The 26,233-nt window shown below is 58.7% G+C and carries 22 protein-coding genes and 2 CRISPR repeat arrays; of the genes, 9 read left to right on the forward strand and 13 right to left on the reverse strand.

Annotated features, from left to right (window positions below; genetic code table 11):
- Window positions 1-108 precede the first annotated feature (108 nt).
- Genes GYH26_RS07375 through csx2 form a run of 4 tightly spaced genes read left to right on the forward strand, consistent with a single transcriptional unit; the run spans window position 109 to window position 3,464 of the window.
- Complete coding sequence (locus tag GYH26_RS07375; protein ID WP_161541098.1) at window positions 109-507, forward strand: hypothetical protein; 399 nt, start codon at window positions 109-111, stop codon at window positions 505-507.
- A 3-nt stretch (window positions 508-510) separates the two neighbouring features.
- The gene (locus tag GYH26_RS07380) at window positions 511-876 is read left to right on the forward strand and encodes a hypothetical protein (RefSeq protein ID WP_161541099.1); all 366 of its coding nucleotides are present in this window, start codon (window positions 511-513) and stop codon (window positions 874-876) included.
- A 53-nt stretch (window positions 877-929) separates the two neighbouring features.
- Entirely contained in the window at window positions 930-2,114 is a 1,185-nt protein-coding gene (csm6, locus tag GYH26_RS07385) for a CRISPR-associated ring nuclease Csm6 (RefSeq protein WP_161541100.1), read from the forward strand.
- Window positions 2,115-2,120: 6 nt separating this feature from the next.
- Entirely contained in the window at window positions 2,121-3,464 is a 1,344-nt protein-coding gene (csx2, locus tag GYH26_RS07390) for a TIGR02221 family CRISPR-associated protein (protein WP_161541101.1), read from the forward strand.
- Here csx2 and cas6 read toward each other — a convergent pair.
- The 11 genes from cas6 to GYH26_RS07445 all read right to left on the reverse strand — a co-directional run bounded on the left by cas6 (window position 3,450) and on the right by GYH26_RS07445 (window position 13,185).
- Entirely contained in the window at window positions 3,450-4,439 is a 990-nt protein-coding gene (cas6, locus tag GYH26_RS07395) for a CRISPR system precrRNA processing endoribonuclease RAMP protein Cas6 (protein WP_161541102.1), read from the reverse strand. The genes csx2 and cas6 overlap by 15 nt on opposite strands.
- A gap of 61 nt (window positions 4,440-4,500) precedes the next feature.
- A complete protein-coding gene (locus GYH26_RS07400) occupies window positions 4,501-5,376 on the reverse strand; it encodes a J domain-containing protein (RefSeq protein WP_161541103.1) in 876 nt (291 codons plus the stop codon).
- 14 nt (window positions 5,377-5,390) lie between these two features.
- Window positions 5,391-5,672 (reverse strand): CRISPR-associated endonuclease Cas2, encoded by a 282-nt coding sequence (cas2, locus tag GYH26_RS07405; protein WP_161541104.1) that lies wholly within the window; start codon window positions 5,670-5,672, stop codon window positions 5,391-5,393.
- Window positions 5,673-7,217, reverse strand: a complete 1,545-nt coding sequence (gene cas1 / locus GYH26_RS07410) for a CRISPR-associated endonuclease Cas1 (RefSeq protein WP_242006304.1) — start codon at window positions 7,215-7,217, stop codon at window positions 5,673-5,675.
- A 140-nt stretch (window positions 7,218-7,357) separates the two neighbouring features.
- Complete coding sequence (locus GYH26_RS07415; protein ID WP_161541106.1) at window positions 7,358-8,083, reverse strand: dual OB domain-containing protein; 726 nt, start codon at window positions 8,081-8,083, stop codon at window positions 7,358-7,360.
- The gene (locus tag GYH26_RS07420; protein ID WP_161541107.1) at window positions 8,080-8,562 is read right to left on the reverse strand and encodes a DUF488 domain-containing protein; all 483 of its coding nucleotides are present in this window, start codon (window positions 8,560-8,562) and stop codon (window positions 8,080-8,082) included. Before GYH26_RS07420 ends, GYH26_RS07415 begins: the two co-directional genes overlap by 4 nt.
- Before the next feature lie 2 nt (window positions 8,563-8,564).
- Entirely contained in the window at window positions 8,565-9,161 is a 597-nt protein-coding gene (locus GYH26_RS07425) for a DUF488 domain-containing protein (RefSeq protein WP_161541108.1), read from the reverse strand.
- Window positions 9,162-9,366: 205 nt separating this feature from the next.
- Window positions 9,367-11,319: a CRISPR direct-repeat array (repeat unit 37 nt; unit sequence GTCGTAATCCCCTTTTCATCGGGTCAGGTTTTCAGAC).
- Window positions 11,320-11,537: 218 nt separating this feature from the next.
- Window positions 11,538-11,912, reverse strand: a complete 375-nt coding sequence (locus tag GYH26_RS07430) for a hypothetical protein (protein WP_161541109.1) — start codon at window positions 11,910-11,912, stop codon at window positions 11,538-11,540.
- A 60-nt stretch (window positions 11,913-11,972) separates the two neighbouring features.
- On the reverse strand, window positions 11,973-12,239 hold the full coding sequence (locus GYH26_RS07435; RefSeq protein ID WP_242006305.1) for a hypothetical protein: 267 nt from the start codon (window positions 12,237-12,239) through the stop codon (window positions 11,973-11,975).
- 312 nt (window positions 12,240-12,551) lie between these two features.
- Window positions 12,552-12,908 carry a single-stranded DNA-binding protein gene (locus tag GYH26_RS07440; RefSeq protein WP_161541111.1) on the reverse strand — a complete coding sequence of 119 codons (357 nt, stop codon included), beginning with the start codon at window positions 12,906-12,908 and terminating at the stop codon, window positions 12,552-12,554.
- A gap of 7 nt (window positions 12,909-12,915) precedes the next feature.
- The gene (locus GYH26_RS07445; RefSeq protein ID WP_161541112.1) at window positions 12,916-13,185 is read right to left on the reverse strand and encodes a hypothetical protein; all 270 of its coding nucleotides are present in this window, start codon (window positions 13,183-13,185) and stop codon (window positions 12,916-12,918) included.
- Window positions 13,186-13,373: 188 nt separating this feature from the next.
- Here GYH26_RS07445 and GYH26_RS07450 point away from each other — a divergent pair, with 188 nt between their 5' ends.
- Window positions 13,374-15,410: an ATP-dependent DNA helicase gene (locus GYH26_RS07450; RefSeq protein WP_161541113.1), complete on the forward strand. Its 2,037-nt coding sequence runs from the start codon at window positions 13,374-13,376 to the stop codon at window positions 15,408-15,410.
- 8 nt (window positions 15,411-15,418) lie between these two features.
- The gene (locus tag GYH26_RS07455; protein WP_161541114.1) at window positions 15,419-16,900 is read left to right on the forward strand and encodes a DUF7017 domain-containing protein; all 1,482 of its coding nucleotides are present in this window, start codon (window positions 15,419-15,421) and stop codon (window positions 16,898-16,900) included.
- A 732-nt stretch (window positions 16,901-17,632) separates the two neighbouring features.
- Window positions 17,633-18,866: a CRISPR direct-repeat array (repeat unit 37 nt; unit sequence GTCGTAATCCCCTTTTCATCGGGTCAGGTTTTCAGAC).
- A 184-nt stretch (window positions 18,867-19,050) separates the two neighbouring features.
- Here GYH26_RS07455 and GYH26_RS07460 read toward each other — a convergent pair.
- Window positions 19,051-20,592 carry a TIGR02710 family CRISPR-associated protein gene (locus GYH26_RS07460; protein WP_161541115.1) on the reverse strand — a complete coding sequence of 514 codons (1,542 nt, stop codon included), beginning with the start codon at window positions 20,590-20,592 and terminating at the stop codon, window positions 19,051-19,053.
- Between the two features lie 293 nt (window positions 20,593-20,885).
- Here GYH26_RS07460 and GYH26_RS07465 point away from each other — a divergent pair, with 293 nt between their 5' ends.
- A complete protein-coding gene (locus GYH26_RS07465; protein ID WP_242006307.1) occupies window positions 20,886-23,855 on the forward strand; it encodes a hypothetical protein in 2,970 nt (989 codons plus the stop codon).
- Window positions 23,821-24,363: a hypothetical protein gene (locus GYH26_RS07470; protein ID WP_161541117.1), complete on the forward strand. Its 543-nt coding sequence runs from the start codon at window positions 23,821-23,823 to the stop codon at window positions 24,361-24,363. The genes GYH26_RS07465 and GYH26_RS07470 overlap by 35 nt, the downstream gene beginning before the upstream one ends.
- 187 nt (window positions 24,364-24,550) lie before the next feature.
- Here GYH26_RS07470 and GYH26_RS15025 read toward each other — a convergent pair whose 3' ends face one another.
- Window positions 24,551-24,766 (reverse strand): hypothetical protein, encoded by a 216-nt coding sequence (locus GYH26_RS15025; RefSeq protein WP_162556495.1) that lies wholly within the window; start codon window positions 24,764-24,766, stop codon window positions 24,551-24,553.
- Between the two features lie 423 nt (window positions 24,767-25,189).
- Between GYH26_RS15025 and GYH26_RS07480 the strand changes: the two genes are divergently transcribed.
- Window positions 25,190-26,233, forward strand: coding sequence for a LacI family DNA-binding transcriptional regulator (locus tag GYH26_RS07480; RefSeq protein ID WP_012843833.1), 1,044 nt, complete (start codon window positions 25,190-25,192; stop codon window positions 26,231-26,233).

Raw genomic sequence — 26,233 nt, forward strand, 5'->3', positions numbered from 1 at the left:
ATTCCCCGTCGTTTTCCGAAGTGCCGTTTCTGCCGTCGAAATTCCGATTTGCATCAGGCCGTGTCATGGGTGCGTATCAGGCGCGCTAACAAACAAAACGGGCCGCCGATGCGCACCACGCACAACCTGATCCTTTACATCACGGACATGGAGCCGGACGACCTGCGGACGGCCGAACGTCTGATCGAGGCGTTCGAGGAGGAACTCGGCTGCGTGCTTGAATACGACCCCGAGCATCGCATGCTCAGCCTGTATACCGCGATGGTCGTGGAGCCCGCCGAGGCCTCGGGTGCGGCGCTCCGCCAGATGCTTCATTGCGTTTATCATCTGGTCGGACGCTTCCTGCAGGAGTATCGGCTGATCTTTTCGGTCTCTACGAGCTCCGGTGCCTCGGGCTCGCGTCCGCTGGGTACGATACTGGAGCGCAGCCCCTACGACCGACTGCTCAGCCAGTTGATCACCCCGGAGTATCCGCGTCTTCTTCCCCCGGAACCACCCCTGTGCTGAACCATGCGCGTCTGGTTTACGAACTTCTTCGCCCGGGAAGTCCCGTGCACCCTGGAGATCTCCGTAACGCTGGAGGGCGGCGAGCACCCCCCTCAGCTGGTGGACTTCCTGCGGAAGCGGGCCGACCGTCTCTGGACGAACCCGGACGGGTCGATGCTGGCCGTCTTTATTCGGGAGTTCAGATTGGAGAGCCTTCAGCAGCGGCTTCCCCGGTTTCTCCGGGCGCTGGAGCTGCGCCTCCTACGCCTTGGGGCTTGCCGCGGAACGCTCGCCTGGCGTCCGGCCTTCGCCTACAACTGGAGCCTTGAAGGATGGGGTTGCTCGCGAGAACAGGCCCTCGAGCACCTCCTGAGGCTGCAACGCAACTGATGATTGTCGCATTGGAGCCCGTCGTTTATCTTTCAGCCCACACGACAGACGACATGGAACGATACAACCTGCTGATTGCCCTGGGAATTTCGCCGGCCGTCCTGACCGAGACGATCTGGACGCTGGCCGTCGAACATCCGCAGCCGGCCATCCCGGCAGAAATCCACGTGGTGACCACCCTTACGGGCGAGCGTACACTTCGCAACCGTCTGTTCGACACGCCCGATGAGGAGGGGCTCTCGGTCTGGGCGCGTTTCTGCCGCGAAGTGTTGCAACTCGATCCCGAAGCCCCCGAGGCTCCCCGGTTTCACATTCACGTGCCGCTCCGCGGCAACGGACTCAAGCTCGACGACATTCGCACGTGGGACGACGACCGCCGCTATGCCGAACTCTGCTATCGTGTGGTGGCGCAGCTGTGCGCCGATCCCGACGCGCCCCGTGTGGTCGCCTCGATCGCCGGCGGTCGCAAGACCATGAGCGCCCACCTGCTCACGGCCTTTTCGCTGTATGCCCGTCCCCGAGACGAAAGCATCCACGTGCTGGTGCATCCGGAGCGCCCCGTGCTCGAAGACCCGACGTTTTTCTATCCACGCCCCGGTTCCGGGATGGACGTGCGCATCGAGCGGGTGGACCTGCACCTGGTGCGCTTTCGCAACCAGCTCGAGGAACTGGCCCGGCTGCACCGTGGAGGCCAGCTTCCGCGCACGCTGCAGGAGCTGGAGTCGCTGCCCGGGCTGGGACTGCGACCGGCCCGGCCCGCCCTCGTCGAGGTCGTGCTGGGCGACCGGACCGAGCGCAGCCTGCGCCTGCTCGACGCCGAAGGCAACGAAATGGCCGCCCTGAAACCCGTGGCCCCGCTGCCTCTCGTGACGTTGATCACCCTCTACGAAATGCTGCGCCGTGCCGACTCGCCGGAGATCTCCAACCTGCAGCTGGTCGAAAACGAACAGGTCGAGGCGCTCCGCAACGCGGCCTACGCCTTCTGCCGGGATCTGGCCCAGCTTCGCCCCTGGGGCGACACGATCGCCCTCTCACGCAGCATCTCCGAGCTGAACCAGCTCCTGGCCGGCAACCCGCTCTGCAATCGTTACCTCCGGATTCACTCACGCCGCACCTGGGATGAAACCTTTTATGCATTCGGCACCGAACCTCCCGCCCTCCGGGTCTGCGTTCCGCGTGCACTGGATTACATTCAGAACTGGCCGTTTCAGCATGTTCCGTTAACCTACATCGACTGAAGTGCCATGTCCGAAAAGCTGCTGACGTTCCTCGGCGTCGGCGACCGGAATCGCCAGCTCGAAGCCCAGCTGCAAGACCGCGAATACCAAAGGGTCCGCTATTTTCTACCCGATGCACCCGACAAAGAGATCGAAACCCCTTTTGTGGGCCAGGCCATTCTGGAGCTTCATCCCGATCGCTTCTCGCAGGTCGTGATTCTGGGCACGGTCGATTCGATGTGGGATACCCTGCTCATCCACTTCTTATCCGACACCCAGACGGAAGCGGAAATTGAGCTCTATACGGAACTGTTCGAAGCTATCGAGCACAAAAGAGAAGCCGAAGTTGAGAACCTGCTACCTCGACTGACCCGGGTCCTCGAAAAACGCTGGCGTCCGGGACTTCAGTTGAAACTCATCCCGGTTGGCCGCACCCAGGAGGAACTCTGGCAGATTTTCGAAACCCTCACGGGCCTGAAGCCCTCGAACACCACCCTTTCGATCGACATCACGCACGGACTGCGGTATCAGCCGTTTTTTCTGCTGCTGGCGCTGCAGTATTTCCATCTCACCAGACCAAACGTCCGGCTCGGCTCGGTCTTCTACGGAGCCCTGGAACTGCACGACTACTATGAGGGCCGTGCCCCTCTTTTCGATCTGCGCCCGATGCTGGAGTTGATGCAGTGGAGCCTGGCCGCCCAGGCGTTCGTCCAGTATCAGGATCCAGAGCCACTGCTCGGATTGCTGCGGGACCCCAGACAGGAACGCCTGCGCCATGAGCTGCGTCAGTTTGCCCGCCAGATCAACCTGAACCTGTTCAACGACTTCCGTAACCGTGCGCAGAAGCTGAGCCATCAACTACGCGGACTGTCCCAGCGAGAGGAAAACATGCCCGCCCCTTTCCGGCTGGTGGAGCCGTTTCTGGTGGACTTCTGCGAGACGTTTGCCGGTGCGCAAAGCGACTGGGAGGCGCTGCTCCGACTGGCCAGGCGTCATCTGAAGTACAGACGACCCGCGCTGGCCGTTCTGGCCGCCTACGAAGCGGTCGTCCACCGTCTGTGCGAAATCTACGGAGTAAGGCCCGCCGCCAAAAATTCGCGAGGAAAGCGCTATAGCAGCGAGCTAATTCAGGCTTTGAAACGGGGCTCTATTATCAGCAGGGCATTGCCCGAGCTCAAAGAACTGATCAAAGCCGTCAACGAGCTACAGGAGATCCGTAACAACACGGCCCATTTCAGGACGGACTCCGAGGGTCCCGATCCCGGCTATCGTCTTACCAAGATCAAAACGCTGCTGACCATTCTGGAAGAGAAGCTCGGCCACCCCACGCTGGAGCAATTGCCTCATCTGTATCCCTTAGAGAGGCCGTAGCTCGTAGGCGCCCAACCCCATGACGGTGCTGTGGCCCACATGCAGTGCGGCCCCCAGGCGCAGCATGGGCCAGGTCTCGGGCGGTACGCCCTCGAAGACGATCTCGCCCACCAGCCCGCCCTGGCGCATGGTGGTGCGCTGACGGCCGGAGTAGCGCTGCAGGTCGTCCCGCCACTGCATGCGGTCTTCGCGCACGCGTACCGCCTCGGCTCTTCGCAGCAGATCGGCGTAGTCGAGCTGAAGCTCGGTCTCGGCATGAAAGGCGGCCAGGCTGGACAGGCGGCCGAGCACCGAGCGTAGCAGTATGCGATAGGTGAGCCGACGCACAAGCCGCCCCTGGGCCTTCAGGCGAAGCGGTACCGGAGCCCGGAGCAGTACGGTGCTGGCCGGGGATTCACCGGCCAGCAGTTCGGCGGCCGTCCATTCGGGCACATCAGCCAGCACCTGCCGCGCTCCGGCATCGTACACCTGCTGCAGCGAACCGTCGGGCCGCAGCGCCTGCGCAGCAACCAGCCGAAAGCGACCGCCTCCGTCGCGCCGCCCGCGTCCCAGACCGCTTTCCTCCAGACGCACCAGTGCCAGCGTCAGATAGGGCAGGTACATCCGGGCGCGCCCCACCAGCAGCAGCTCTACCGTCAGACGCTCGCCCGGAGCAAACCGTCGCTCCTCCAGCCCGGGGCGCCGGACGACGTAGGGCCGGGGGACATCCTGCAATCCACGAAGGAAACGGCCATCGGGAGGCGGCGGCGTCTCGAAAAGGTAGCCATAGACGCAGGGCCAGCGAAACGGACAGTCCGTGCAGGTCGGAAGCCGCGTAATGCATACCATCCGCCGCAGTGCCGCTCCCAGCGCTCCACGGACCGTCGAGGCGGGGAGATCTCCCAGGTCGATGGGCGAGACCGCCTCCAGCTCGAAGCGCACCACCGACCAGCGCAGACGCGCAAGTCCGGACGACTGCAACAACGTTTCGTACATATTCGGTGTGGCATACCGGCAGAGAAGGTAGCCACCCGAAGCGCTCTCCCGCAAGCACCACTCAGAAATTCAGCCGGGCCCGGAAGTACTCATAGGCTTCGTTCAGTTCGCGCGCCCGCTCCTCGGCCTGTCTGCGCTCGGCCGCCGAGGCCTGCTGCATGCGGTCCGGATGACAGGTTTTGATCAGCCTCCGGTAGTTGCGGCGCACCTTCTCGGGCGTGTAGGGGGCCTCGAGCTCCAGCACGGCGGCATAATGGCGTTCCAGTGCACGATCCAGATCGGCCCCGGCCTCCGAAGCCCCATAGCGTTCTTCTCTGAGGATCTCCTCGATCTCCTGCTCCAGTGCCTCACGACCTGTCCGGAGTTTCTGGTAAAGATTCCAGTGTTGCAAACCGTAAAGTAGCAGGCATATAAAAAGAATCGTATCGAAATCATGAGTACGTTCATCGCCAACCTCCGCCTCGAGCTGCGAGACGATCCGATGCAGGTTCTTCTCCTGCGTCGGAGCAATCAGCACCGGGAGCAGCTCATCGAAACGCTCGAAGGATTCTTTCGCGATGAAGTAAACGACGAGCAGGTCACGCAGAATGCGTGCGGGATTCTCTGCCGTGATTACGATTTCGGCGAAGTGCTTGATCATGAGCAGGCGCAGATTCAATGCCTCCCATAGCAGTGCTCCAGCTTCTTCGGGCTTCATGGTTCCACCTCCGAAGAAGCGGGCCGCCTTGTAGGCCAGTGGTCCAATAATCAGGTCCTCCAGCCCCAGGCCACCTGTAAGCAGAGAAAGCCCTATCCCCAGAATGGTCCCGTTGCGACGTGCCCGGCGATCGGCCTCGAGTTCCCGAAGCGCCAGGTCCACACTGTCTCCCAGCAGCAGAAACGCCGCTTCGTAGTTGCCTCGTTCGATCAACGTACTAACTCGTTCAAACTGATCCATGGTACTCCCGAGGTTCAGACGATCCAGTGGTTCTGTCTGAGGTCCACGCCTTTCCCCTGGCCGATCTGCTCGAGGGCTTCGATACAACCCTGACAGAGACGCAGAAAGAACAGGCGGTCTTCTTCAAGATCGACGATGCGCAGCAGCCCGCGACGGAGCTGCCGTATCGCTTCGGCCTCAAGCCGACACAGAAACACACTGTACTGCAACCGCTGCCCGTAGTCTTCAAGCAGCCGCGCCACCCGCTGCAGGCGGCGGGGGTCGGCAATGTCGTATCCGATCAGCCAGAATGCCATCTATGCAACAAACGGCGTGTATTCGGCGCCGGGCTCCTGGAGGGTACGCGCCAGCAATCGCGCCTGCGCCTCGAAGTGGCGCATCTGCGACATTTCAAGACCGAGCACCGGATGCCGACTTACCTGCTGCCGCCATTCCTGCCAGGCAGCCAGCACAACCGCACGGCCTTCTTCGTTCAGGTACACCCCACCACTACGCTCCTCGAAGTGGCGGGGACGCAATTTCCCGCGATTGAACAGGTGCAGCGTCAGCCGGTCGGCTATCGGGGCGCGAAACTCCTCCATCAGGTCGAGCGCCAGCGAGGGGCGTCCATAGGCCGGTGTGTGCAGATAGCCCACATAGGGATCGAGCCCGGCTACTGCACAGGCCGTTACGAGATTGCCGAGCAGCAGGGCGTAGAGATAGCCCAGCGTGGCATTGACCGGATCGGTGGGGGGGCGCCGGTTGCGCCCGGGGAAAACCGGCCAGTCGATCGGTTCGTGCGCTTCCGGCCGCAGCATTTCATTGAAAACCGAGAAATAGCGGCGGGTAGCGGCTCCCTCCAGTCCCCGCACGGCGTCCGGCGACTTCAGCTCGGACAGATGCTGCAGATCGCTTTCGATTGCTGCAGCGGTGGCCTCGAGCGTGCTGTTTCGATAGTCCTGCGCGTAGTGGCGAAGCAACCGGGCCATATTCTGCAGTTTTCCGCGCACAAACTGCCGCGCCAGTGGCAGGGCGCGCTGCGGATCACGGGCTGCCTCGTACTGCGCCAACCGGAGGGCCACGTGCGGATGGAACTCGGTCGCCAGTCGTCCCTCAAAGCGCCCTTCGGTCGAGAGATATACGATGTCCACGTTCTGGCGCAGCAGCAGCCGCAGGGCCTGCGAGGTGATCTGCACGGGTCCGACGAGCACGACCTGATCCACCAGCAATGCGGGCAGTCGCAGCAATTCCCGGCGGGTGCCGTTGCGGCTGACGGTCACCACCAGCTGCCGCCCATCACGGCGCACGACGGCTCCGATTTCATCCACGTAGAGCGTGCGGGCCTGACGCACCGGAGGCAGAACGTTCAACTGGGCCGCAGTTTCGGCTGCACCAGAAGGGTTACAGACTTCAAGCCGTGGACAGGCCGGGCAACGCTGGTCGGCCCGTGGTGCAGGTAGCCTTCCTTCATGAATAACCGCCCGGATCTCCGCATCGAGGCGTTGCCATGCGGCCCGCAGGCGCTCGTCCAGGGTTACCACTTCCTGCCGGCCGGTAGGACCGTACTGCACGATGCCGCGGGCAACGGACTGGCCTGTTTCGGCTTCGATCAGTCGGGCAAGCGCGGCCAGCATCAGATGCTCCGGCCGCTCGGCCGTGTCGCTTTCCGCTACATGCGCCAACCGGATCACCGGCACAGGGCTTCCATGGCCGTCTCGGATGAACTGCACCGGTCCGCACCAGCCATCGGCCGCCATCCATGTGCCCTCGCCCGAAGAGAGGGCAACTGGTTCGCCCGGCCCCTCCACCCAGGCATAGTAGCCTCGCCGCAGGCAGTAGGCAAACTCATACACCCATGCCACCGGCCAACAGGGGCCTTCGTATGGTGCCTGCATGTACTGTATGAAGCCAATCAGTTGCCTTGATATGCAGACAATCTATCGTCTCGGGAAAGCGTAATGCATGGGCAAACGAGCCCATTATCTATAGGAAAAGATTCCCTTTAGCCATACAGGTCGCAAGAGAGACGCGGATGCGGAGGCTCAAACCAGCCGGAGATCATCAGCCAGCACATCTCTGTTTCTCGATGCCATCTCGAAAGGGATACGCGAATAAGCGAACCTTCCTTTATGACAGGTGGTGTTTTTGAAAAGACTCCTACGTAGGGTATATAGTAAAGTCTATTATTATCTGCTTTATACCGATAGCATAGTTTATTGTTAGAATCATAGCTTTTATAAAGATTCTTATCGGGCAACCAAAATCCAGTGCTGCATTTCGAAACGTTATTTTTATCTATATATCCCTTTCCATTCTTATTAAACTGAATCTTTCCGTCAAATAAGTTGTTAGGATCGCCGCGCCACAAAATTGGCAATCTCGATTTTTGAAGCATATAGAGGATTCTGTCATACATTTCACTTACTCTGATCTTTTTCAAAAGTATGGCATCTTCAACAATCACGTCTTCTACATGAGGAGGAATTTTTTGTTCAAGCTCTCTTACAGTGAGCTCCCAGACATCTCCAATCCGATAGGGCGCAGACGTATCCCAGAAACCTTTAAACCCTCGCCTGATTATCCTTCCTCTATAAAGATCACGAGGGTTCATCAGGCGAACACTATAACATTGGGCCTCATTTTCCTCCCAAGCCAGTCCACCTATACATCTCATCTGATCATTGTTGGTACGAGTACGAGCAACAATCAGTACTTTTATTTTATTCATAGATGAACTACGGGTATATTTTCCTTTTGTTCAATCCAGTCGGTCAAGATAGATCTATGACAGGCGCGAGGATCTTTCTCCACACAGAAAAACACGATGCGTTTTGAATCTACTGGAAGTTTTGCAAAGATATCAACAGGAGATATTTTAGATAGACAAGCCTGTTTATATGCTTCAATAAATGCATGGGAAAGCAGGGTACGCTGGCGCTTGAGAATGGATTTTTTTTGATCGACTGCTCTCTGGATGGCCCTTACTTCTCTGGGAGGTGCCAATTCTTTCAGGTAAACATACCTGATACCCAGTTTGTCCAACTTTTGACACAGATAATTTTTATTTACGAATTTATATTCACGACCCCTTACTCCTCTGCGTTGACGAATATCACAGAAGGTATCGATTTTATTTTGCTGCAAAGTGTCAAAAAAACTATCCTCGTCTCTCCCATAGACACCAATTGTAAAGATTTGCTCAATCATTTTCAGGCATCTTTTTTAATTTTCTTTCCGGAAACGGCAATTTTGCTTTCGAAGTCAAAACCAAAAAGATTTAACTGACCGCTGACAATTTTCAAAATAACTTTGTCCTGTTCGATAACTTTATATTCACCATTTTTATCTTTGTAAATATGAATAATACGTATATCGTTGTCACTTCTGGTCTCATATATATATTGTCCAACGAGCTTACTTCGATGACATTTATCAGGATACTGACAGGCACACATTAGAGCAATTCGCTGTGGCTGATAGTATCTCCACAACGAAAGTAACTTCCGAATTCCCTCTTTGAAAAAATCTTTTTCTTTTATTACAGAAAATATCGGTTTATCGTTTTCGAGGCAGCTTTCGTCTGTAGGTTTACCCCCAAGAGTATCCCCCATGTACTCATATGCAATTCCATTTTTTTCTAAATGATTCTTCAGCGTTCCTATAGAAAAGTCGGGATTGAATTTTGAATAAGGATTCGAGCGTATGTCCACAATGCATTTAATTTCATACTGTTTGAGCACATTGATAAACTCCTCTATTGAGGAAGTGCCATATCCCACTGTGAAAAGCGGCTGCACCTCATTCATTTGATCTCCAGGTTGAAACTTTTGGCGCGCCCAATACACCAGCCTTTCCGGAAAATAAAAAGGTCTTTCAGGAAGATCAACCGCAGAGCATTACCTCTTACGAGCGACCTTACACCCAAGACTATCAACGCTATCTCCTTTTCATCAGGTCAAGTCTTCAGGGTTGGCTGACATGGGCCCGCTCATGCGCAGGCGGGCCACGCAGGTCGTAATCCCCTTTTCATCGGGTCAGGTTTTCAGACCACCGCGTAGCCCAGGATATCCTGGGTTACACGAACCGCGCGAACAGGTCGTAATCCCCTTTTCATCGGGTCAGGTTTTCAGACTAGAGGCACTGGCCGAACTCTCGGAGGCTGCCGAGATTCTGGAACGCGTCGTAATCCCCTTTTCATCGGGTCAGGTTTTCAGACCACGTCATGGGTGAGATGACCTTCACCTGCGCGCTGGTCCGGTTACTACAGCGTCGTAATCCCCTTTTCATCGGGTCAGGTTTTCAGACCGAATGGTATGTGCCGGGCTTGCCATGATCTATCTTGTCGTAATCCCCTTTTCATCGGGTCAGGTTTTCAGACTCAAACAAGCCCTTAAGGCAAGGGGCTTGCTAATCGAATAAAACGGCTACGGCCAACCGTCGTAATCCCCTTTTCATCGGGTCAGGTTTTCAGACGCCGACAGGTCCGAACCCAAGCTCGGCTTGGACGATAGTCGTAATCCCCTTTTCATCGGGTCAGGTTTTCAGACCGATCCCAGTCGATTTCCCCATTCTCTCCGGTACAATACTGTCGTAATCCCCTTTTCATCGGGTCAGGTTTTCAGACCCAATAACCAACCGCGCATGGAGAAATGGTACGCTACTCTCGTCGTAATCCCCTTTTCATCGGGTCAGGTTTTCAGACCACGTCATGGGTGAGATGACCTTCACCTGCGCGCTGGTCCGGTTACTACAGCGTCGTAATCCCCTTTTCATCGGGTCAGGTTTTCAGACCGTCTCGGCTTGAGAGTGGCGGAGCGCCCGCGTCGATCATGGCGACGGTGTGGGGTCGTAATCCCCTTTTCATCGGGTCAGGTTTTCAGACGGTGGAGGTGTCGCCCGTGCGCACGGATGTGTACGTGAGTCGTAATCCCCTTTTCATCGGGTCAGGTTTTCAGACTTGGCGGACACGGTATATTCTTCGGAGCGATGGCTGGTCGTAATCCCCTTTTCATCGGGTCAGGTTTTCAGACGCAGCCCCATGTGTACCTGCTGAGCAAGCGCTCAGCAGGTCTCACCATGTCGTAATCCCCTTTTCATCGGGTCAGGTTTTCAGACCCCAGTTAGCCAAGTTAGAAAAGATAGCCCAGGAAAGGGGCGTCGTAATCCCCTTTTCATCGGGTCAGGTTTTCAGACGGCACAGGTGATCGGCAGCGTGGAGCGCATTAACCTGCGTCGTAATCCCCTTTTCATCGGGTCAGGTTTTCAGACTGCCTACATATTTCTGCACAAAAACATGCACGTCCGCGCGCAGTCGTAATCCCCTTTTCATCGGGTCAGGTTTTCAGACTTTCCGTGAATTGAATAAAAATAACACGAAGTTATTAAGTCGTAATCCCCTTTTCATCGGGTCAGGTTTTCAGACCGCCAATTTTTGCCTCCGTCTCGGTGAGCACCGTTTCTCCGTCGTAATCCCCTTTTCATCGGGTCAGGTTTTCAGACCCACAGGAAAGAAAGTCGCCTACTTCCATTTCATACAATTCAGTCGTAATCCCCTTTTCATCGGGTCAGGTTTTCAGACGTTCCTGTGCTGAAAGAGCGATGAAGACCGGACGTTGCTGCCGTGTCGTAATCCCCTTTTCATCGGGTCAGGTTTTCAGACGGTGGCGCCAGAAGGTGTACCTGCTAGACAACGACGAACGGTCGTAATCCCCTTTTCATCGGGTCAGGTTTTCAGACCGGCCCGGCGAGGTAAGCCGGGCGGTGGCTGGCTATCTGGTCGTAATCCCCTTTTCATCGGGTCAGGTTTTCAGACCGCCAATTTTTGCCTCCGTCTCGGTGAGCACCGTTTCTCCGTCGTAATCCCCTTTTCATCGGGTCAGGTTTTCAGACTTCGGCAACGGCTTCGATCAGCTTGGGAAGCGTTTCGTGTCGTAATCCCCTTTTCATCGGGTCAGGTTTTCAGACCCCATTGTTACGGGGTCCATCCGAACCGGCCTGTTTGCCCTCAAAAAGGCCGATTTTTTCGCCGTCAGCACGTCAAAAAACGGAATAGAATTTGCTTCGAAAACCCTGTGACAATTCCGTGTCACACCCTCTCCCGGTCGCATCGATCTGCCAGGGAGCATACGTGTTTTTCAATGGAATGTCAAGAGGGGTGGCCGAAGCCGGCCACCCCTCCGACATCAGTTGCAGAGCTGCTGGACCTGCGCGCAGATGCGCTCACGCCGCCGATTCATAAACTCCCGGGCTTCTTCGTAACGAATCCGCATTCGCCCCACTAACATGCGAGGCACCTTCCATGAAATCGAGCCGTAAGGCTCGCGCCCGTTCAGATGCGAGCGCGCCCAGCTTTTGATCGTTTCGCAGATACGCTCCACCTCGTCATAGATGCGCTCGGCTTCCACCTCGATCAGACAGCTCACTTCCAGATCGAACGCCCCGGGCCAGGCATTCACCTCCGCCTCCGGAAGGCGCTGTCGGAGCCCTTCCAGGTCTTTCTCAAGATCGTTTTCGCCCTCAATGTAAAGCAGGAATTCAAGCAGTACCGGACAGGCCATAGGGACATCGGGTTGGTTGCAGGTAATGCGCTACACCGGGCCGTGCTAAGAGGCGCTTCCTCAGCGGCTTAACTCGGGCCAGCCCTCCAGGTCCGGCGAGAGTTCTTCACCAAACAGATCGACGCGGCCGGCCGCTACAGCCGCCGGTCCGTAGGAGACGGTCACTTCTTCTCCCGGAGCACCTGATCGTGCCAGCTCGCGACAGATCCGGAGCTGCAGTTTCTTCAGCACCTGATCCAGTTGGGGCTGCTCGAACGTCCAGATGAACGCAGGACCGGTTACCGGCCCATAGCCCATCTGGCTCAGCGCTCGAATCAGTGCCGGCATAAGCTCGGGGTTACTGCCCCGGTAATGCAGCATAAATCGGTACGAGGTCCGCATACGTGCAGATCGGCTGGTGCGTGGTTGGGTCGAGGACAATCTTCCCCCATCACGGAGATCAACCGCACCGATCTATTTCATGAGGTTGTTTTTGCCCGGGGATGCTCGGCGAAGCGTACAGTGCAGAGAAGGCTGTGTGGAAAAGTGGGAACGTGAGATCCGGTAATCGAACCGGCTGCCGATAAATCCCATGCTCGAGGCGGCTGGTCTGGGAAGGATAGCTCCTAACGGAACACGTTGCGCACGGGTTCCCGAACGTTACGCGGAAGGCTCGCCCGCATCCCAGGAGGCCACCAGCAGCTTGCGCACCAGCACCACGACCGGCATCGCATTACGCTCCGGCCATTCGTTGCGCCGCAACATGCCCTCGACGTAAAGGATCTGGCCTACCGTCAGGTGCCGCAGGCAGAAATCCCTTAGCGCAGCATCTTCGACCTGCAGCAGGTGAGGTTCCAGGCGCACGGCAGGTTCGCCCGTAGGCCCGATGGCCTGCTCCTGAGTGGTCAGCACCATCTGGCAGACGTTGCCGGCCTCCGAAACCGGCTCTGGCGGCGCGGCCAACCGCCCCAGCAGGATCACGCGGTTGACCGTCCGCTTCGGCTGCAATGGTTCCATGGGGCCTTCAATCTCCGTACATTTGATCCCGGCAATCCTCGCACAGGGTCATGTACCCATCGTCATAGCCATATCGTCCGACAGGTGCTCCGCAGATATCGCAGGTCGCCAGCCCGTCGTCCAGCTCATCGTCCCAGTCGTCCCATTCGTCGTCCCAGTCTTCTTCCCAGTCTCTGGCATCGGGCAGGTCCTGGAAGCCTTCGTAGTCGCCGGACTCCGGATCGCCTTCGAATTCATCGTCGAATTCGAAGTCCTCTTCGTACCAGAAGTCATTCATAGTGAATCTGCGCTAAAAGTGCAACATATCTTTCGCCCACATTATACGGCACTTTCTGCACGCTGGCCCTTTTTCGGAAAACCCGGATTGACGGGGCAACTTTCGGGGAAATTCCCGAACGAGGCGGCACGGCCGGCTGCTGCGTAAACGCCCCGAAAAAATCTCCACCACCAAACCCGATGCAGTTGATGGTAGAACTTTCAGGCGAACAGCAGCGCATACTTGATCAGCTACTTGCCTGGCTTGATCGGCCCGAAGCGCCTCCGATCTTCATCCTCACGGGCAGTGCCGGGACCGGCAAAACCCTGCTGATCCGGCACCTGGTGCAAGCGTTGCACCAGCGCCGTATCAAGTACGCGCTGGCTGCCCCCACCGGACGTGCCGCCCGTCTGCTGGCGGATCGTACCGGAGAGGATGCGCGCACGCTGCACAGCCTGATCTACATCCTCGACCGTTATCAGCTCATCGAAGAGGCCGAGGCGCAGGCCGAAGATCCGTTGAGCCTGCGCCTTCACTTTGCGTTGCGGTCTGCCGAGCTCGACGCGCGCCTCATCATTGTGGACGAAGCCTCCATGGTGGGCGACGTGGTTGGCGAGCAGGAACTGTATCGGTTTGGCTCGGGCCGGCTACTGCTCGACCTGCTGAGCTACGCGCGCCTGATGCCACGACGCGCCGGGGAGGTGTCCTCCCGACTGCTGTTCGTCGGCGATCCGGCCCAGCTCCCACCGGTCGGCCAGTCGATCTCGCCCGCACTCTCCGCCGAATATCTCCGGGAAACCTTCGGTCTTTCGGCCGAGACGGCCCATCTGCAAACGGTCTTCCGCCAGCGCAAAGGGCATCCCATTCTGGAGGCGGCCACGGCGCTGCGCAACGCGCTCGAGAACAACCGCTTTCACACGTTTCAACTTCCTGCACAGCCCCCCGACCTTCGCCCGGTCGGTATCGAGGAGGCCATCCAGATTGCCGCGCAGGACTTCGAGCGTCAGACGCCCTCCGTGCTGCTGTGCCGGACCAACGCCCTTGCCCGTAAGCTCAATGAAGCCGTCCGCGCCCTGCTCTGGGGAAAGGAAAGCCTGCCATTACAGCCCGGCGACCTGCTGCTCGTCAACCGCAATGCCCCGCTCTACAGCCTTTTCAACGGCGATCTGGTGCTGGTCGAGACCGTCGGCCCCCTCGAGCATCGTCGCGTGGGACGCCGGGGTCGCCCGCCCGTGGACCTCTACTTTCGCGACGTGATTCTACGCTATCCGCACGACAACCCCCGGAGACGCATCACCTGCAAATTGCTCGAAAACCTGCTCGAGAGCCCGGACGGCCAGCTCTCTCCAGACCTCATTCAGGCGCTGCTGATCGACTTCTACCTGCGCAACCGAACGCTCAAGCCCGGCTCGCCTGAGTTTCATCTGGAACTGGCACGCGACCCGTACTTCAACGCACTGCACGTCCGCTACGGCTATGCCATGACCGTCCACAAGGCGCAGGGTGGTGAGTGGCGCCGGGCGGCCGTGGTGTTCACCGACTGGAAACACTTCCGCCATGCCGACTTCTTCCGCTGGGCCTACACGGCCATCACTCGTGCCCGCGAGGAATTGCTGACCATCGATGCACCCGCCTTCGAGGCGTTTTCGGAGATGCGCTGGCAGCCGGCCGCTTCCGTCCCCGCCGCTGAGCAGACTGCTGGCTCAGCGGCGCGTTTTCCTCTGAAGGCGCTGGAAACCTACCACCGACGCCTCACCGAAGCGCTCAGCGCAGAAGGCATCGAGACGACCGACGTCGAACTGCTGCAGTATGCAGTACGCTATCATCTCAGCCGGGAAGATCGCACGACCCGAATTCAGTACTACTACCGTGGCAACGGGCAGGTCAGCCGCATTGTCACGCTGGGCGGCGCCGACGATCCCGAGCTGACGCAGCAGGCCTATGCCCTGTTCGAGCGCATCCTTTCCGAGCCGCCCCCCGCTTCGGATGAGCTCCCGGAAAACCCCTTACTCCGCGAGTTCCTCGAGCGGGCCCGGCATCGTCTGGAAGGATCCGGCATTCGGATCGTCAACTGGAAAGAAATGCCCTATGCCCTCCGCCTTTACTTCAGCGCTGACGGCGAAAATGCCACCATCGACTTTTACTACAACCGACGGGGTGTCTGGACCCACGCGCAGCAAGTAGGGCGATCGAGCTCCGGCTCGCTCTTCGCACGCATTCAATTGCTGCTACAGTCCGACGGCTGAAGTGCACTATGACCACCGCCATCTCGACTGAAGAGCTCCGGCGCTTTAAAGCGTTGTGCCAGCAGAAAAACTTCGGGCAGGCGCTCCCCCTGGCCCGGCGCTTTCATCCGCTGCTTGTTCAGAACGTCCATCTGGCCAGACAGTGGGGCTGGGTGATCTACGAACGACTGAAAGATCTGGCAGAGCAGGCGCGCGCAAAGCAAGCCCCGGCATCCCGCCAGGCGAACAGCCTGCCCGAACATCTTTCCCGCAAGATCCGTGAAGCCCTGGTCGAATATGCCCGGCTCCCGAATCTGCATACCCCTGATTTGCTACATGCAATGATACTCGTCATGGTCTGCCGCATCGGGATCCGATGGTCCGGCGTGCTGGGCTTTCTGTACCACGTGCGCGCCTTCGACACGCTGCGCCCCGAGGACAGGCTTCCAAAGACCTACGGGGATCGGACCTATCCCTCGATCGAACAACTGCTGACGCAGACGGTGGCCGCCGCCCTTGCAAAGCTCCCCCTCCGGGACCAGCGGCCTGAGGTGCTGGACTGGGCCTGTGTGCAGGTGCAGCAGCGCCTCGACCGCTTTCCTGACGAGCCATGGATTCCCTATCACCTGGCCTGCTATCTGATCAAAAAGCAACGAGGTCCGGACGCACGTCCGCTGCTGGCCCCCGTGCTCCTGCAACACCGCCATAAGAGCTGGATCTGGGAACGGGTGGCACGGGCCAACCACGACCGGCCAGAACATCGCCTGACGGCCCTGACGCAGGCCCTGCGGCTCGCAGAGCGGGAGCTGCCCGCCGTCCGTTTCAGGCTACACCTGGAGCTGGCAGATCTGCTGGCCACCCGGCAGCGCCACGATGAAGCCGCTGCCCAGCTTCAGGCTGCCCGCCGCCTGGAAGAACAGCTCGGCCGTAACGTGCGCGACGACCGCAATCCTCTCTGGCAACGCTATCGGCACATGTTGCAGCAACCCTGGTTCCGGCAACGGGCCGAGCAGACCAACCTGCCCCGGACACCCACCCTTACCATCGAGCCCGAAGCAATGCTCTACGAACACCTGCCGACCACGGAATCCTCTGGCGTGATCATCGGCCACAACTCCGAAAAAGGTCTCACGATCATTCGCCTGTCCCCGTCGAAAATAGTCTGCGTCAAACACAGGAAATTTCCCGACGCTTCCCGGCTCGAACCGGGCACGGTGGTCTGGCTGCGCCTGGTAGCAGAGCAGGTGGTGGCGCTCGAGCCGCGGCCGGACCATCCGCTTCCTGATCTGGTCCGGTGGTTTCGGGGCCGCCTGCTGCAACCCGACGGACGCGCTTTCGCCTTCGTAATTACCGGGGACGAGCAGCGCATCTTTATCCCACCCCGGCTTAACAGGAAGTTAAACCTGGAGGCAGACGCTACCGTGGAGGTGCTGGCCGAGCGCACCATCGACCCCACGAAAAACACACACTCCTGGAGCGCCCTGAAAGTTAAACCCGTTGCTGACCAATAGCCTTTCTCAGGCTTTCTTCCGGTCGCTCTCACGCGGCGGCAGGGACGACTTCCGTAATGCTTCAAAATCGTTCCCTCGCTCAAATTTTACCGGCTACGTGGCGCTCTTATCATCCCCGCCGCTACCTTTTCTATCTGTTGCTTCTTTTTTTGGAGAAAATATGCGTCTTAATACAACTTCAAAGAAAATAAGCCATGCGAGCAAACTGACAAATAAACTCAATCGTAAAGGCCCCGACGAATAATAATGCTCTTTATAAAACTCGTCATCAAACTTAAAAAAAAGAAACAATAGTGACTATTGCTGCAATAAACAGAATCTTATCACAGACGAAAAAGCGCCACAGAATAAGCAGAAAGTAAATAACAATAAGCAGAATCGCACATTCAGGCACGAGCACGATTTCTGATCCCAGAAGATAAAACACGAGCAAGAAGAGCAATGTAAGGGCAAATATCAATATGTTTAACTCAGGGCATATTCGACAGACTTGATTGTAGCGATAGATCAGAAATGCAAGAGAACCTATTCCGAGCAGCAACCAGATAATGATAATCATCCGAACTGGCCTTTACGAAGCCTTCTGCGGGCATATTTTCTGCTACAATAAAACGCCATCAGAACAGACGCATGAGTCGTTCAGCCCATCGAATGCTGAGAAGCCTTTCCTGAAGTGCTACAGGCGCTGAAGCAAAGATAAAGGCCTCTTTTCGCTTTTACGCCCCGCCGAAAGTCGTAATCCCCTTTTCATCGGGTCAGGTTTTCAGACAGGAGGTGCGGATAGCCAGGACCAGACCCACAACCAGAAATCGGTCGTAATCCCCTTTTCATCGGGTCAGGTTTTCAGACTGTTTGTTCAGTGTCCCGTGTGCGTGAATGACGTCAACGCCAAAGTCGTTGAGTCGTAATCCCCTTTTCATCGGGTCAGGTTTTCAGACCTGGCCGTACAATATGCGGACGAGGATTGCGTAAGCGCCGTGTCGTAATCCCCTTTTCATCGGGTCAGGTTTTCAGACTTGAGCTCGGCGATGAAGTTAGTTGAAAGGGAATGGCGTCGTAATCCCCTTTTCATCGGGTCAGGTTTTCAGACTTGGCCCGCCGCGAGAGAGCCATCATGGCTTCGCCTTCTACCGGGTCGTAATCCCCTTTTCATCGGGTCAGGTTTTCAGACACGAATTGAAGCAGCTGAGGACATTCAGCAGCACTTCCTGCTGTCGTAATCCCCTTTTCATCGGGTCAGGTTTTCAGACGCCGCCCGGGTTTCAGTCGAAAACTTGCCCGACGTAAACGGTCGTAATCCCCTTTTCATCGGGTCAGGTTTTCAGACCGCCCCTCAGCAAGGAGAATTTGTGCGCCTCGGCGACCTCATCATTACCGAAGCGCGGGAATGGTCGTAATCCCCTTTTCATCGGGTCAGGTTTTCAGACCTGCTGAGCGGGCTCTATCCCCAGGCGAAACAGTCGACGTCGTAATCCCCTTTTCATCGGGTCAGGTTTTCAGACTCGAGAACAACCGGCGCTTCCAGAATCTCCACGTGTTCGAGTCGTAATCCCCTTTTCATCGGGTCAGGTTTTCAGACAGCCAGCACGTCGTCCGACTGCTCGGCAGCACCTGGCGTCGTAATCCCCTTTTCATCGGGTCAGGTTTTCAGACGTCTTCACGGTCCCCTTCAGCTTATCGAGGGCCACCGTAAGAGTCGTAATCCCCTTTTCATCGGGTCAGGTTTTCAGACCTCAGTTGTCGCCGTCATGGCTCGTCTCCGTTCGATTGGGTCGTAATCCCCTTTTCATCGGGTCAGGTTTTCAGACTGGACCAGAGCGGCGAGTTGGACAATCTCCGGAGCATTCGCAGTCGTAATCCCCTTTTCATCGGGTCAGGTTTTCAGACGAGCCGTTGAGGAGAGTCTTCCGGCGGTGGTTAATTGAGGCCGTCGTAATCCCCTTTTCATCGGGTCAGGTTTTCAGACCCCATTGTTACGGGGCCCATCCGAACCGGCCTGTTTGCCGCCAAAAAGGCCGATTTTTTCGCCATCAGCACGTCAAAAAACGGAATAGAATTTGCTTCGAAAACCCTGTGACAATTCCGTGTCACACCCCCTTTCTCTCTACCTCCCTGTACACTCCAGAGCATAAGCCTCTGTCGCTAAAATGTCAAGCCCCGGCCGGCCCGAGTTCCACCCACTCCAGCACCTCCGAACGCGGCAACTGGGGCGCGCGCAGCGACTCCGCTACCACCCGGGCCGCTTCGTGCAGAAAACCCTCCAGCCTGTTGCGCACCGCTTCGTACTCCTGTTCGTCAAGCGCGGCACTACCCGCCAGCAGAAGAGAGTCGCGACAGCGTTCCAGCGCCTCGCGCAACACCGAACGCCGTCGGGCAAACAACTGCCCCACCGGATCGCCAAGCGCCTCCAGCATATGATAGCTCAACTCCGGGGAACCCGGCCAGCGATCCCGCGACACCGCCGGTTCTGCCCGCAACACTTCCGGTAGGCGCGCCTGATCCGGATGCCTGATGTCGATGCCATGCGCCTGCTGCAACCGCACCGTCCCGAAAAGCTCCACGGCCCGCACCAGACGCACGACCGCGTCGTCGTAACGTCCCTGATGCGCCCGGCGTGCCGCCGCAAGCAGCAGATCGGCCACTGCCTCCAGGCCGGGCTTCTGCGCTTCGGCCAGCGTCCGAAGTCGCGGCAGCCACGCGCTCCCATGCGCTCCTGCCATACCGAAGCCCACCAGCGCCTGCCGGTACTGCCCCACGTCCCAGGCCGCCAGCCCCTGTACAATCTGATACAGCCGCAATACCTGCGTGCGACGTGCGCCGCTCAGCGAAAGGGTACGCAGCAACTCGCGCACGATCTCTGCAGCCGCCACGTAGTCGTACCGATCCAGCGCCTGACGCAGCAAACGCAGTTCAAGGTGCAGCAGCACGTCGTCGGCCGCCACACGCATGGGAACGTCCGTCCCGGCAAGGACCTGACGTAGATCGCGCCGCACACCGACGTTCAGTTGCAACTCCCAGCCCAGCAACACGGCCCCGATCACCAGCGCCGCCGACATCGTCTTGGTCCCGCCGGTATAGTTGGCCACCACGCGCGCCTCGGGAAATCGCGACCGGATCCGCCGGTGCAGTGCAAACAGGGCCGACACACAACCGGCCAGATCGTCCGGATCGGACCACACCTCCACGGCATAATGCGTCGCGGGCAGCCCTGCCGCTCGGGGAATGTTCGGCGCATCGCCCGCTGTTTCCACCAGCCGCCGCGAGTCGGGCGAGCAGATGAAGCACACAAAGCTCTGCGACGGGTCGAGCCGCTGCACGGCCCGAATCAGCGGCTCGGGTGAACCGCCCACCGTAAGCAGCAGTACGGTTTCGACACGGGAAGGCGCGTGCTGCTCCTGGGCCGCTACCTCCTCGCCCCAGAGTGATTCCTTCAGGTCCTGCGCAAACCTCCGGGCCGCTTCCTGCGCCGCCTCCTCATCGGGAAACTCGAACTCCCCGACGATCTCGGCGCCTGCGGGCAGCCGCCCCGCATCGACCTCCTGAAAAATCCGATAGGCCTGCTCATCATGGAAGGTTTCTCCGGGAGCGATTACTGGCACAACACCCACGCGTTGCTGCCCTTCCAGCTCCTGCATCACAAGCACCAGCGACCGTTGGAACGGCAGCCGCACCAGCAGAAAACGCACGCGCATGTCTGTCCCGTTTTTTCAGAAGTTCTGTTTTCGATCGGAAAGTTAAGCGCTACGGCCCCCTTTCTGCAGGAAAATCCGGAAAGCTCTTTTTTGAGAAAAGCGGGCATTAAATTCGGGTAAGAGAGGTAACAAACGACCCGCTTCGGGGTCTTTCCAAAGGAGCGTTGATGCGCAATACGTGCATGGTAGTTTTCCAGGCGCCTGTTGACCCGGATCGTTCCCCTCAATCCCCACCGCATCGGATCTGGCTCCACCAGGACGTTCTCGAATTTCTCCACGGTCGGGATGCTTCCGTGCGTCGGCTGGGCATCGTTCTGCGCCAGATTGCAGCCCGAGGACGCCCCAACCGCATCAAGAGCTGCCGCACCCCTGAAAATCGCGGCTGGCTGCGCACGCCCATGGGAGGCGGCGGTAGTGGCATGCACTTCTACCTGTGGTGGGCGCCGAGCGACAGCGAACGCGTAGCTCCGCTCGTCCCCTCCGACAACGAGGTTTTTCTTCGCACGATTCGCCACCACGACAACCACGATCCACTTGACTGTGGCCAGCGCCACGACTACATCCTGCTGTCCCTTCAGGAGCTGCAGACAGAACACATCGACGGCGTTGACTGCGCACCCTGGACGCCCGAGCAACGAGCCTTTATCGACGCCGGTGAAGTTACACGCATCGTGCTGGGCAGGCCGGGCTCGGGCAAGACGGCCAGCCTCTGGCGTGCCGTGGAGCGTCATCCGGCACGTCATCTGCTGTATCTGACCTGGTCCCGGGAACTGGCCTGGCAGGCGCACCTCAATTTCTCGGCCCTGGCACCCGGCCGAACCGTTCGGTGCTGGCATTTTTCCCGGCTTCTTCGGGCCATCACGCAGCAGGACGAACCGCGCCTTACGCTGACGGAAAGCCGCAGGCGCTTTCGCGAAGCACTGCAACTGTTGAGTGCCCGGCAACTGGGCCCCTGGAAGCAGCGCCTGACGGCCCTCCATGCAGAACTGCGTGCCTTTCTGATCGGTCGGGCACGCCCCGGCCATGCATCTACCGTTTTCCACAGGCCGGTTTTCCACCTGCGGCAGGAAGCCTATGCCGGCCTGCGGCGGGACGATCGCCATCCGGATGCAATAGAGAAGGCCTGGCATGTTTTCGAACTGCTCTGCCGCAACGAACAACTTGCGGAAATCTTTCCCGAACTGGCGGCCGCCTCACAGGCCATTCGAATCCTTCGGGCCGGACGTCTGCCGACCATCCTGGAAACGATCGAGGGCATTGTCGTCGATGAAGTACAGGACCTGACGTTGCTGGAGCTGTCGGTTGTGGTGGAACTCTGGCACATGCTGGCGCGGCGACGTTCGACCCCTCCGCTTCTGCTACTGGCGGGCGACGAAGGGCAGACGGTCCGTCCTTCGGGGTTTCGCTGGGGACCCTACAAGGAATGGCTGAGCGAGCGCATTGCGCCACCTCGGGATTACGAACTCGGCGAAAGTCTTCGTTGCCCGGCCAATATCGCGCGCACGTTCGAGCGTGCCGCCCGCTACTACAGCAAACTGCCGCGCGAGGAACGCCCGGCGCGTCAGCGTCGCGATACCCGGGCCGCACCCGGTGGCCATCTCATTTACGTAGCTGCCGAAAACCAGCAACAGGCCACCTCCCTGATCCAGAAACTGTGCGACGAGGAATCGCTGGTGGTCGTCTCGCTGGAAGATGAAGTGCCCGAACACATCTGGTCCCCGGCCCTCATTAAAGGGCTCGAGCGCCAGACCGTGGTTGTGCTGAATCCGGGCGCAGTGCTTGAAAGGCTGGATCGTTTCGTTGCTGAAGAGCACTTTGCGTTCGACCGCGAAGACTATCGCACCGAAGTCGATCGGCTGCGCGTGGCCCTGAGCCGCTCCAGCGAAACACTGGTGTTTCTGGACGTAGCGCCCACCGCCGCGCAACGTGCCTGCAGCCTGCGGTTGCTCGGCGACGACGTGGTAGAGGTGCCGCCACACGAACTGCTCGATAATCTGGAGCAGGCGGAGCTCTCTCTGCTGGAGCGCATCCAGGCGCGTCTGGAGGAGTTTTCTGTGCGCATCGACGACGACCCCGTGCAGGCCCTTCGTCTGGCACTGCGCGCCCGCGATCTGCAGCTGCGAATTCGAAGCCTGGGCGAACACATCCCCGCGAACATCGCCCGAGAGGTCCCCCGGGCCATTCTCCTCTCAATAGCACGCCTTTTGACCGACGATCGTGTACTTCCCGAAGTGGAAACTCCGGACCTGCTGCAGCAGGCTCGCGAGGCCGCCAGCGAACTCGGCCCGGAGCACCTGCGTGCATTCGACGAACTGGTACGCTGGCATCAATCCGGTCGCGTTTTCCCGGCCGCACTGCTCAAAGCCGCCTGCCGGCTCACCGGTGAAGCCGAATGGTTACGGCAGGCCCTCTCGGCCATTGCCTACAGCCTGCACGCGGCCCTGGAGCGTAGTGCCCGTCGCCCGGAATCGGCCGGCGTCTTCCTGGAGGATGTGGCGGCCTGGCTTCGCTTCCTGGACTACGCTGGTAACCTCGAGGAAGCAGTGCGACAGCTACGGGGCCTTGCTTTCGACGCACTGCTTGCGGCCGGCGATCTGGCCACGGCGCAGCAAATGCTGGAACGCATCCAGCCGCCCGATCTGCTCCGCAAAGGGCGCTTGCTGGAAGCAAAGAACGAGCTCGAAGAGGCTATCGAAGCCTATCTGCAGGCCGGCGCATACACCGAAGCCGAACGCGTCCGCCAGCGGCTCTACCACTTCCGTAACGATACGCTGCGACGCTTCCGCCACCTGGCCGATCAATGTTCGGCTCTTGAGCAGATCCCTGTGCTGACTTCCATGCTTTCCGGTGCACAGCAAAGGCTGGCCACCCGGTATATCCAGCTCCACTTTGAAGCAAGAAAAGATGCCAGTGTTCAGAACACACTTTATGCATTCCTCAGCTACCTTCAAGCAGTACATCAGCATACGGATCAACTGGAAGATCCCGAGCTGATGATGCTTGGCGCTCTGGAAGAACTGACGCGCCGGCGGCACAGGGCCTGCGCTGCAGCGGCTCAGCTACTCTTCGAGCACTATGGCACACGTTCGATGGCCCGCCGCCTGCTCGCATCGCCCGCCGGAGAACTCCCGGAATGCAGCGAACCGGCCGTTTTCTGCCTGGCGGCCTCCACGCTGGAAACCCTCAGAAACTGTCCGCCCTACCAGAACCTGCTTGCGTTTATCGACCATGGAAAACCGACACGCCGCGCTGCTGAAAGCTGAACAGCAGATTCAGGAAATTGCCGAAGAGTTGAGCCGGCTGCGTGACGCAACCCTTTTGCTGACCGAAGCGCAGCATGGTGTCGATCAGGTACTGCGCAGCTGCCAGCACCTTAATGATCGCGTGGCCGATCTATTCGAACACCTCCATGCGGCCGCTAGTGCGCTTCAGGAAGCCGGCTTTCCGGAATTGAAGGCAAGCCTGGATCAGATGGGCACCGATATAGAAAAGCTGCAGGCGCGCCAGCATGAAGCCTCACGCCAGCTTGAGGCGCTGCATCAAACGCTCAGGTACCTTCATGAATCAATCGTGCAAATTGTGAACGGCTACAACAGCCTGCAGGCCACCGGCGAACGACTGCAGACCGACCTCGAATCGCTTATGCTGGCCACCTCGCAGCTGGCCGATCGGATCGCCACCATCGAAACGCGCCAGCAGCGATCGCTCTGGATGCTGGCAGTCGTGGCGGGCCTTGTGCTGCTGACGCTGATCATCATGCTCTGGCCCTGAGCATCGGGTATGCATCCCGATCCTGCGGTCCGGAGAGCGGGCCACTGCCTTGTGTAAGGAATAGCGCTATAGTCAGCAACAGTCCTTACACAAGGGGCCTGCTGCCTGAACTACCAGACGCATCCTGTGGAAGCAACGCGCGGGGCCGTTCTCGCGGACCACGTCAATGCGGGCCGGGCGTCGGTCTTCAGCCTGTTCTGAAGATCAGCAACAGCAGCAACAGAATAATCAGCCCCAGCGTGCCCAGTACCAGCGTAACCCTCGTCTGGAGTGCTTTAAGCGTCTCCTGCAGCCGCCCCGACTCCTCTTCCATCAGCGATCCGGGCGCAAAGCCGCCGCTGGAAAAAAAATGAAATACCGCACCTGCTCCGGCAACCTCTGCCGCTGAACCAGCCTCTTCCATCGCGATTGCAGCTCCCTGAGCACCTCCACCCCTACCGGTCGTTGCGTCCATTTACACTCCCCGATTGTCCAGCTTCCATCTGCATGCTCGGCCATCAGATCCAGGTCAAAATCTCCCGCCCATTCCCGCCCCGTCCGCACTACCGGAGGCACCTTGAGCTCGGCAGCAGCATAACGCTCCATGTAATGGCAAAGAAGGGATCGATATGTTTTGATGTTTTATGTTTTTACAAGAGATATACCTACTGGACGTAGCTACTAAAGCGACATTCTGAATGATTTTTCGTTAACAAATCGTTAAGTAAGTGGCAGATCGAGTATGCACTTCAGGTTTCTCGCTTCCGGAATTATATTACAGGGGAACATTGTGGCCTTGTGTGCGGAATCAACTGCAACCGTTTACGCTTAACCAGGGGCCCTGCATATGGCACAGCGCATTCGTCCCAAAAAGAAAGATAAGGTCACCATCTACGACGTCGCCCGGGAAGCCGGCGTCGCTATCTCGACGGTCTCGCGTGTGCTGAACAACTCCAGCGACGTCTCGGAAGAAACGCGGCAACGCGTTCTTCGGGCCATCGAGAAGCTTCAGTTTCGCCCGGATCGAACCGCCCGCACGCTGGCTCAGAAGAAAACGCGCGTGCTGGCCGTGGCCGTCACGTCGTTCACGACGCCTTTCCACAACGAAATCCTCAAAGGCGTCCGCACGGCCATGGAAAACGTGGACGCCGACCTGCTGCTGAGCGACCTGGGTTCGAAGTATCCCCAGCAGAAGCTGCTCAACTTCCTGCGGCGTGGCGCGGTCGACGGTCTTCTCGTGATCGGGTTGCCCGCTGACGAAAAGCTTACGCTGGAGCTCCGAGCCCTTCATGCACCCGTGGTCATGGTGGGCTACCATCACACCGACTTCGACTGCTTCTACTGGGACGATCGGGTCGGCGCCCGAAAGGCTGTCGAACACCTGATCGCCTGCGGCCATCGCCGCATTGGCATGATCCGTTCGCATACGGAGGGTAGCCTGCAGCTCGATCGCATTGCCGGCTACCGGGAGGCGCTGGAGGCGGCCGGGATTCCGTTCGATCCCGAGCTGGTACGTGCCGGCAAAACCGAAAAGCATGCGGGCTTCAGTGAGGAGGCCGGCTACGAGGCCATGCAGGATCTCTTGAAGATTGAGCCCCGGGTGACGGCCGTCTTTGCCAGCAGCGACGTGCAGGCGATCGGGGCCTGGAAAGCGCTGCGTGAAGCCGGGCTGCGCGTGCCCGAGGACGTGGCGCTGGTGGGCTACGACGACATCAAGATCAGCGAGTACATCGGCCTCTCCAGCGTCTCCCAGAACATGCATGCGGTGGGCCGCGAGGCGACGCGCCTGCTGGTGGAACGCGTCGAAGGGAAGCGGCAGGATCCGCCGCTGGAAGTGCTGGTAGTGCCACAGCTCAAGATCCGTTACTCGAGCGACTGCGGACGTGCCTGA

It is taken from the genome of Rhodothermus marinus (assembly GCF_009936275.1).
Lineage (GTDB): Bacteria > Bacteroidota > Rhodothermia > Rhodothermales > Rhodothermaceae > Rhodothermus > Rhodothermus marinus_A.

Excerpts from the sequence above, each read along its gene's own strand:
- GYH26_RS07375 (WP_161541098.1), top strand. The coding sequence starts at position 109 with ATGCGCACCACGCACAACCTGATCCTTTACATCACGGACATGGAGCCG.
- GYH26_RS07380 (WP_161541099.1), top strand. The coding sequence starts at position 511 with ATGCGCGTCTGGTTTACGAACTTCTTCGCCCGGGAAGTCCCGTGCACC.
- csm6 (WP_161541100.1), top strand. The coding sequence starts at position 930 with ATGGAACGATACAACCTGCTGATTGCCCTGGGAATTTCGCCGGCCGTC.
- csx2 (WP_161541101.1), top strand. The coding sequence starts at position 2,121 with ATGTCCGAAAAGCTGCTGACGTTCCTCGGCGTCGGCGACCGGAATCGC.
- cas6 (WP_161541102.1), bottom strand. The coding sequence starts at position 4,439 with ATGTACGAAACGTTGTTGCAGTCGTCCGGACTTGCGCGTCTGCGCTGG.
- GYH26_RS07400 (WP_161541103.1), bottom strand. The coding sequence starts at position 5,376 with ATGGATCAGTTTGAACGAGTTAGTACGTTGATCGAACGAGGCAACTAC.
- cas2 (WP_161541104.1), bottom strand. The coding sequence starts at position 5,672 with ATGGCATTCTGGCTGATCGGATACGACATTGCCGACCCCCGCCGCCTG.
- GYH26_RS07415 (WP_161541106.1), bottom strand. The coding sequence starts at position 8,083 with ATGAATAAAATAAAAGTACTGATTGTTGCTCGTACTCGTACCAACAAT.
- GYH26_RS07420 (WP_161541107.1), bottom strand. The coding sequence starts at position 8,562 with ATGATTGAGCAAATCTTTACAATTGGTGTCTATGGGAGAGACGAGGAT.
- GYH26_RS07425 (WP_161541108.1), bottom strand. The coding sequence starts at position 9,161 with ATGAATGAGGTGCAGCCGCTTTTCACAGTGGGATATGGCACTTCCTCA.
- GYH26_RS07430 (WP_161541109.1), bottom strand. The coding sequence starts at position 11,912 with ATGGCCTGTCCGGTACTGCTTGAATTCCTGCTTTACATTGAGGGCGAA.
- GYH26_RS07435 (WP_242006305.1), bottom strand. The coding sequence starts at position 12,239 with ATGCCGGCACTGATTCGAGCGCTGAGCCAGATGGGCTATGGGCCGGTA.
- GYH26_RS07440 (WP_161541111.1), bottom strand. The coding sequence starts at position 12,908 with ATGGAACCATTGCAGCCGAAGCGGACGGTCAACCGCGTGATCCTGCTG.
- GYH26_RS07445 (WP_161541112.1), bottom strand. The coding sequence starts at position 13,185 with ATGAATGACTTCTGGTACGAAGAGGACTTCGAATTCGACGATGAATTC.
- GYH26_RS07450 (WP_161541113.1), top strand. The coding sequence starts at position 13,374 with ATGGTAGAACTTTCAGGCGAACAGCAGCGCATACTTGATCAGCTACTT.
- GYH26_RS07455 (WP_161541114.1), top strand. The coding sequence starts at position 15,419 with ATGACCACCGCCATCTCGACTGAAGAGCTCCGGCGCTTTAAAGCGTTG.
- GYH26_RS07460 (WP_161541115.1), bottom strand. The coding sequence starts at position 20,592 with ATGCGCGTGCGTTTTCTGCTGGTGCGGCTGCCGTTCCAACGGTCGCTG.
- GYH26_RS07470 (WP_161541117.1), top strand. The coding sequence starts at position 23,821 with ATGGAAAACCGACACGCCGCGCTGCTGAAAGCTGAACAGCAGATTCAG.
- GYH26_RS15025 (WP_162556495.1), bottom strand. The coding sequence starts at position 24,766 with ATGGAAGAGGCTGGTTCAGCGGCAGAGGTTGCCGGAGCAGGTGCGGTA.
- GYH26_RS07480 (WP_012843833.1), top strand. The coding sequence starts at position 25,190 with ATGGCACAGCGCATTCGTCCCAAAAAGAAAGATAAGGTCACCATCTAC.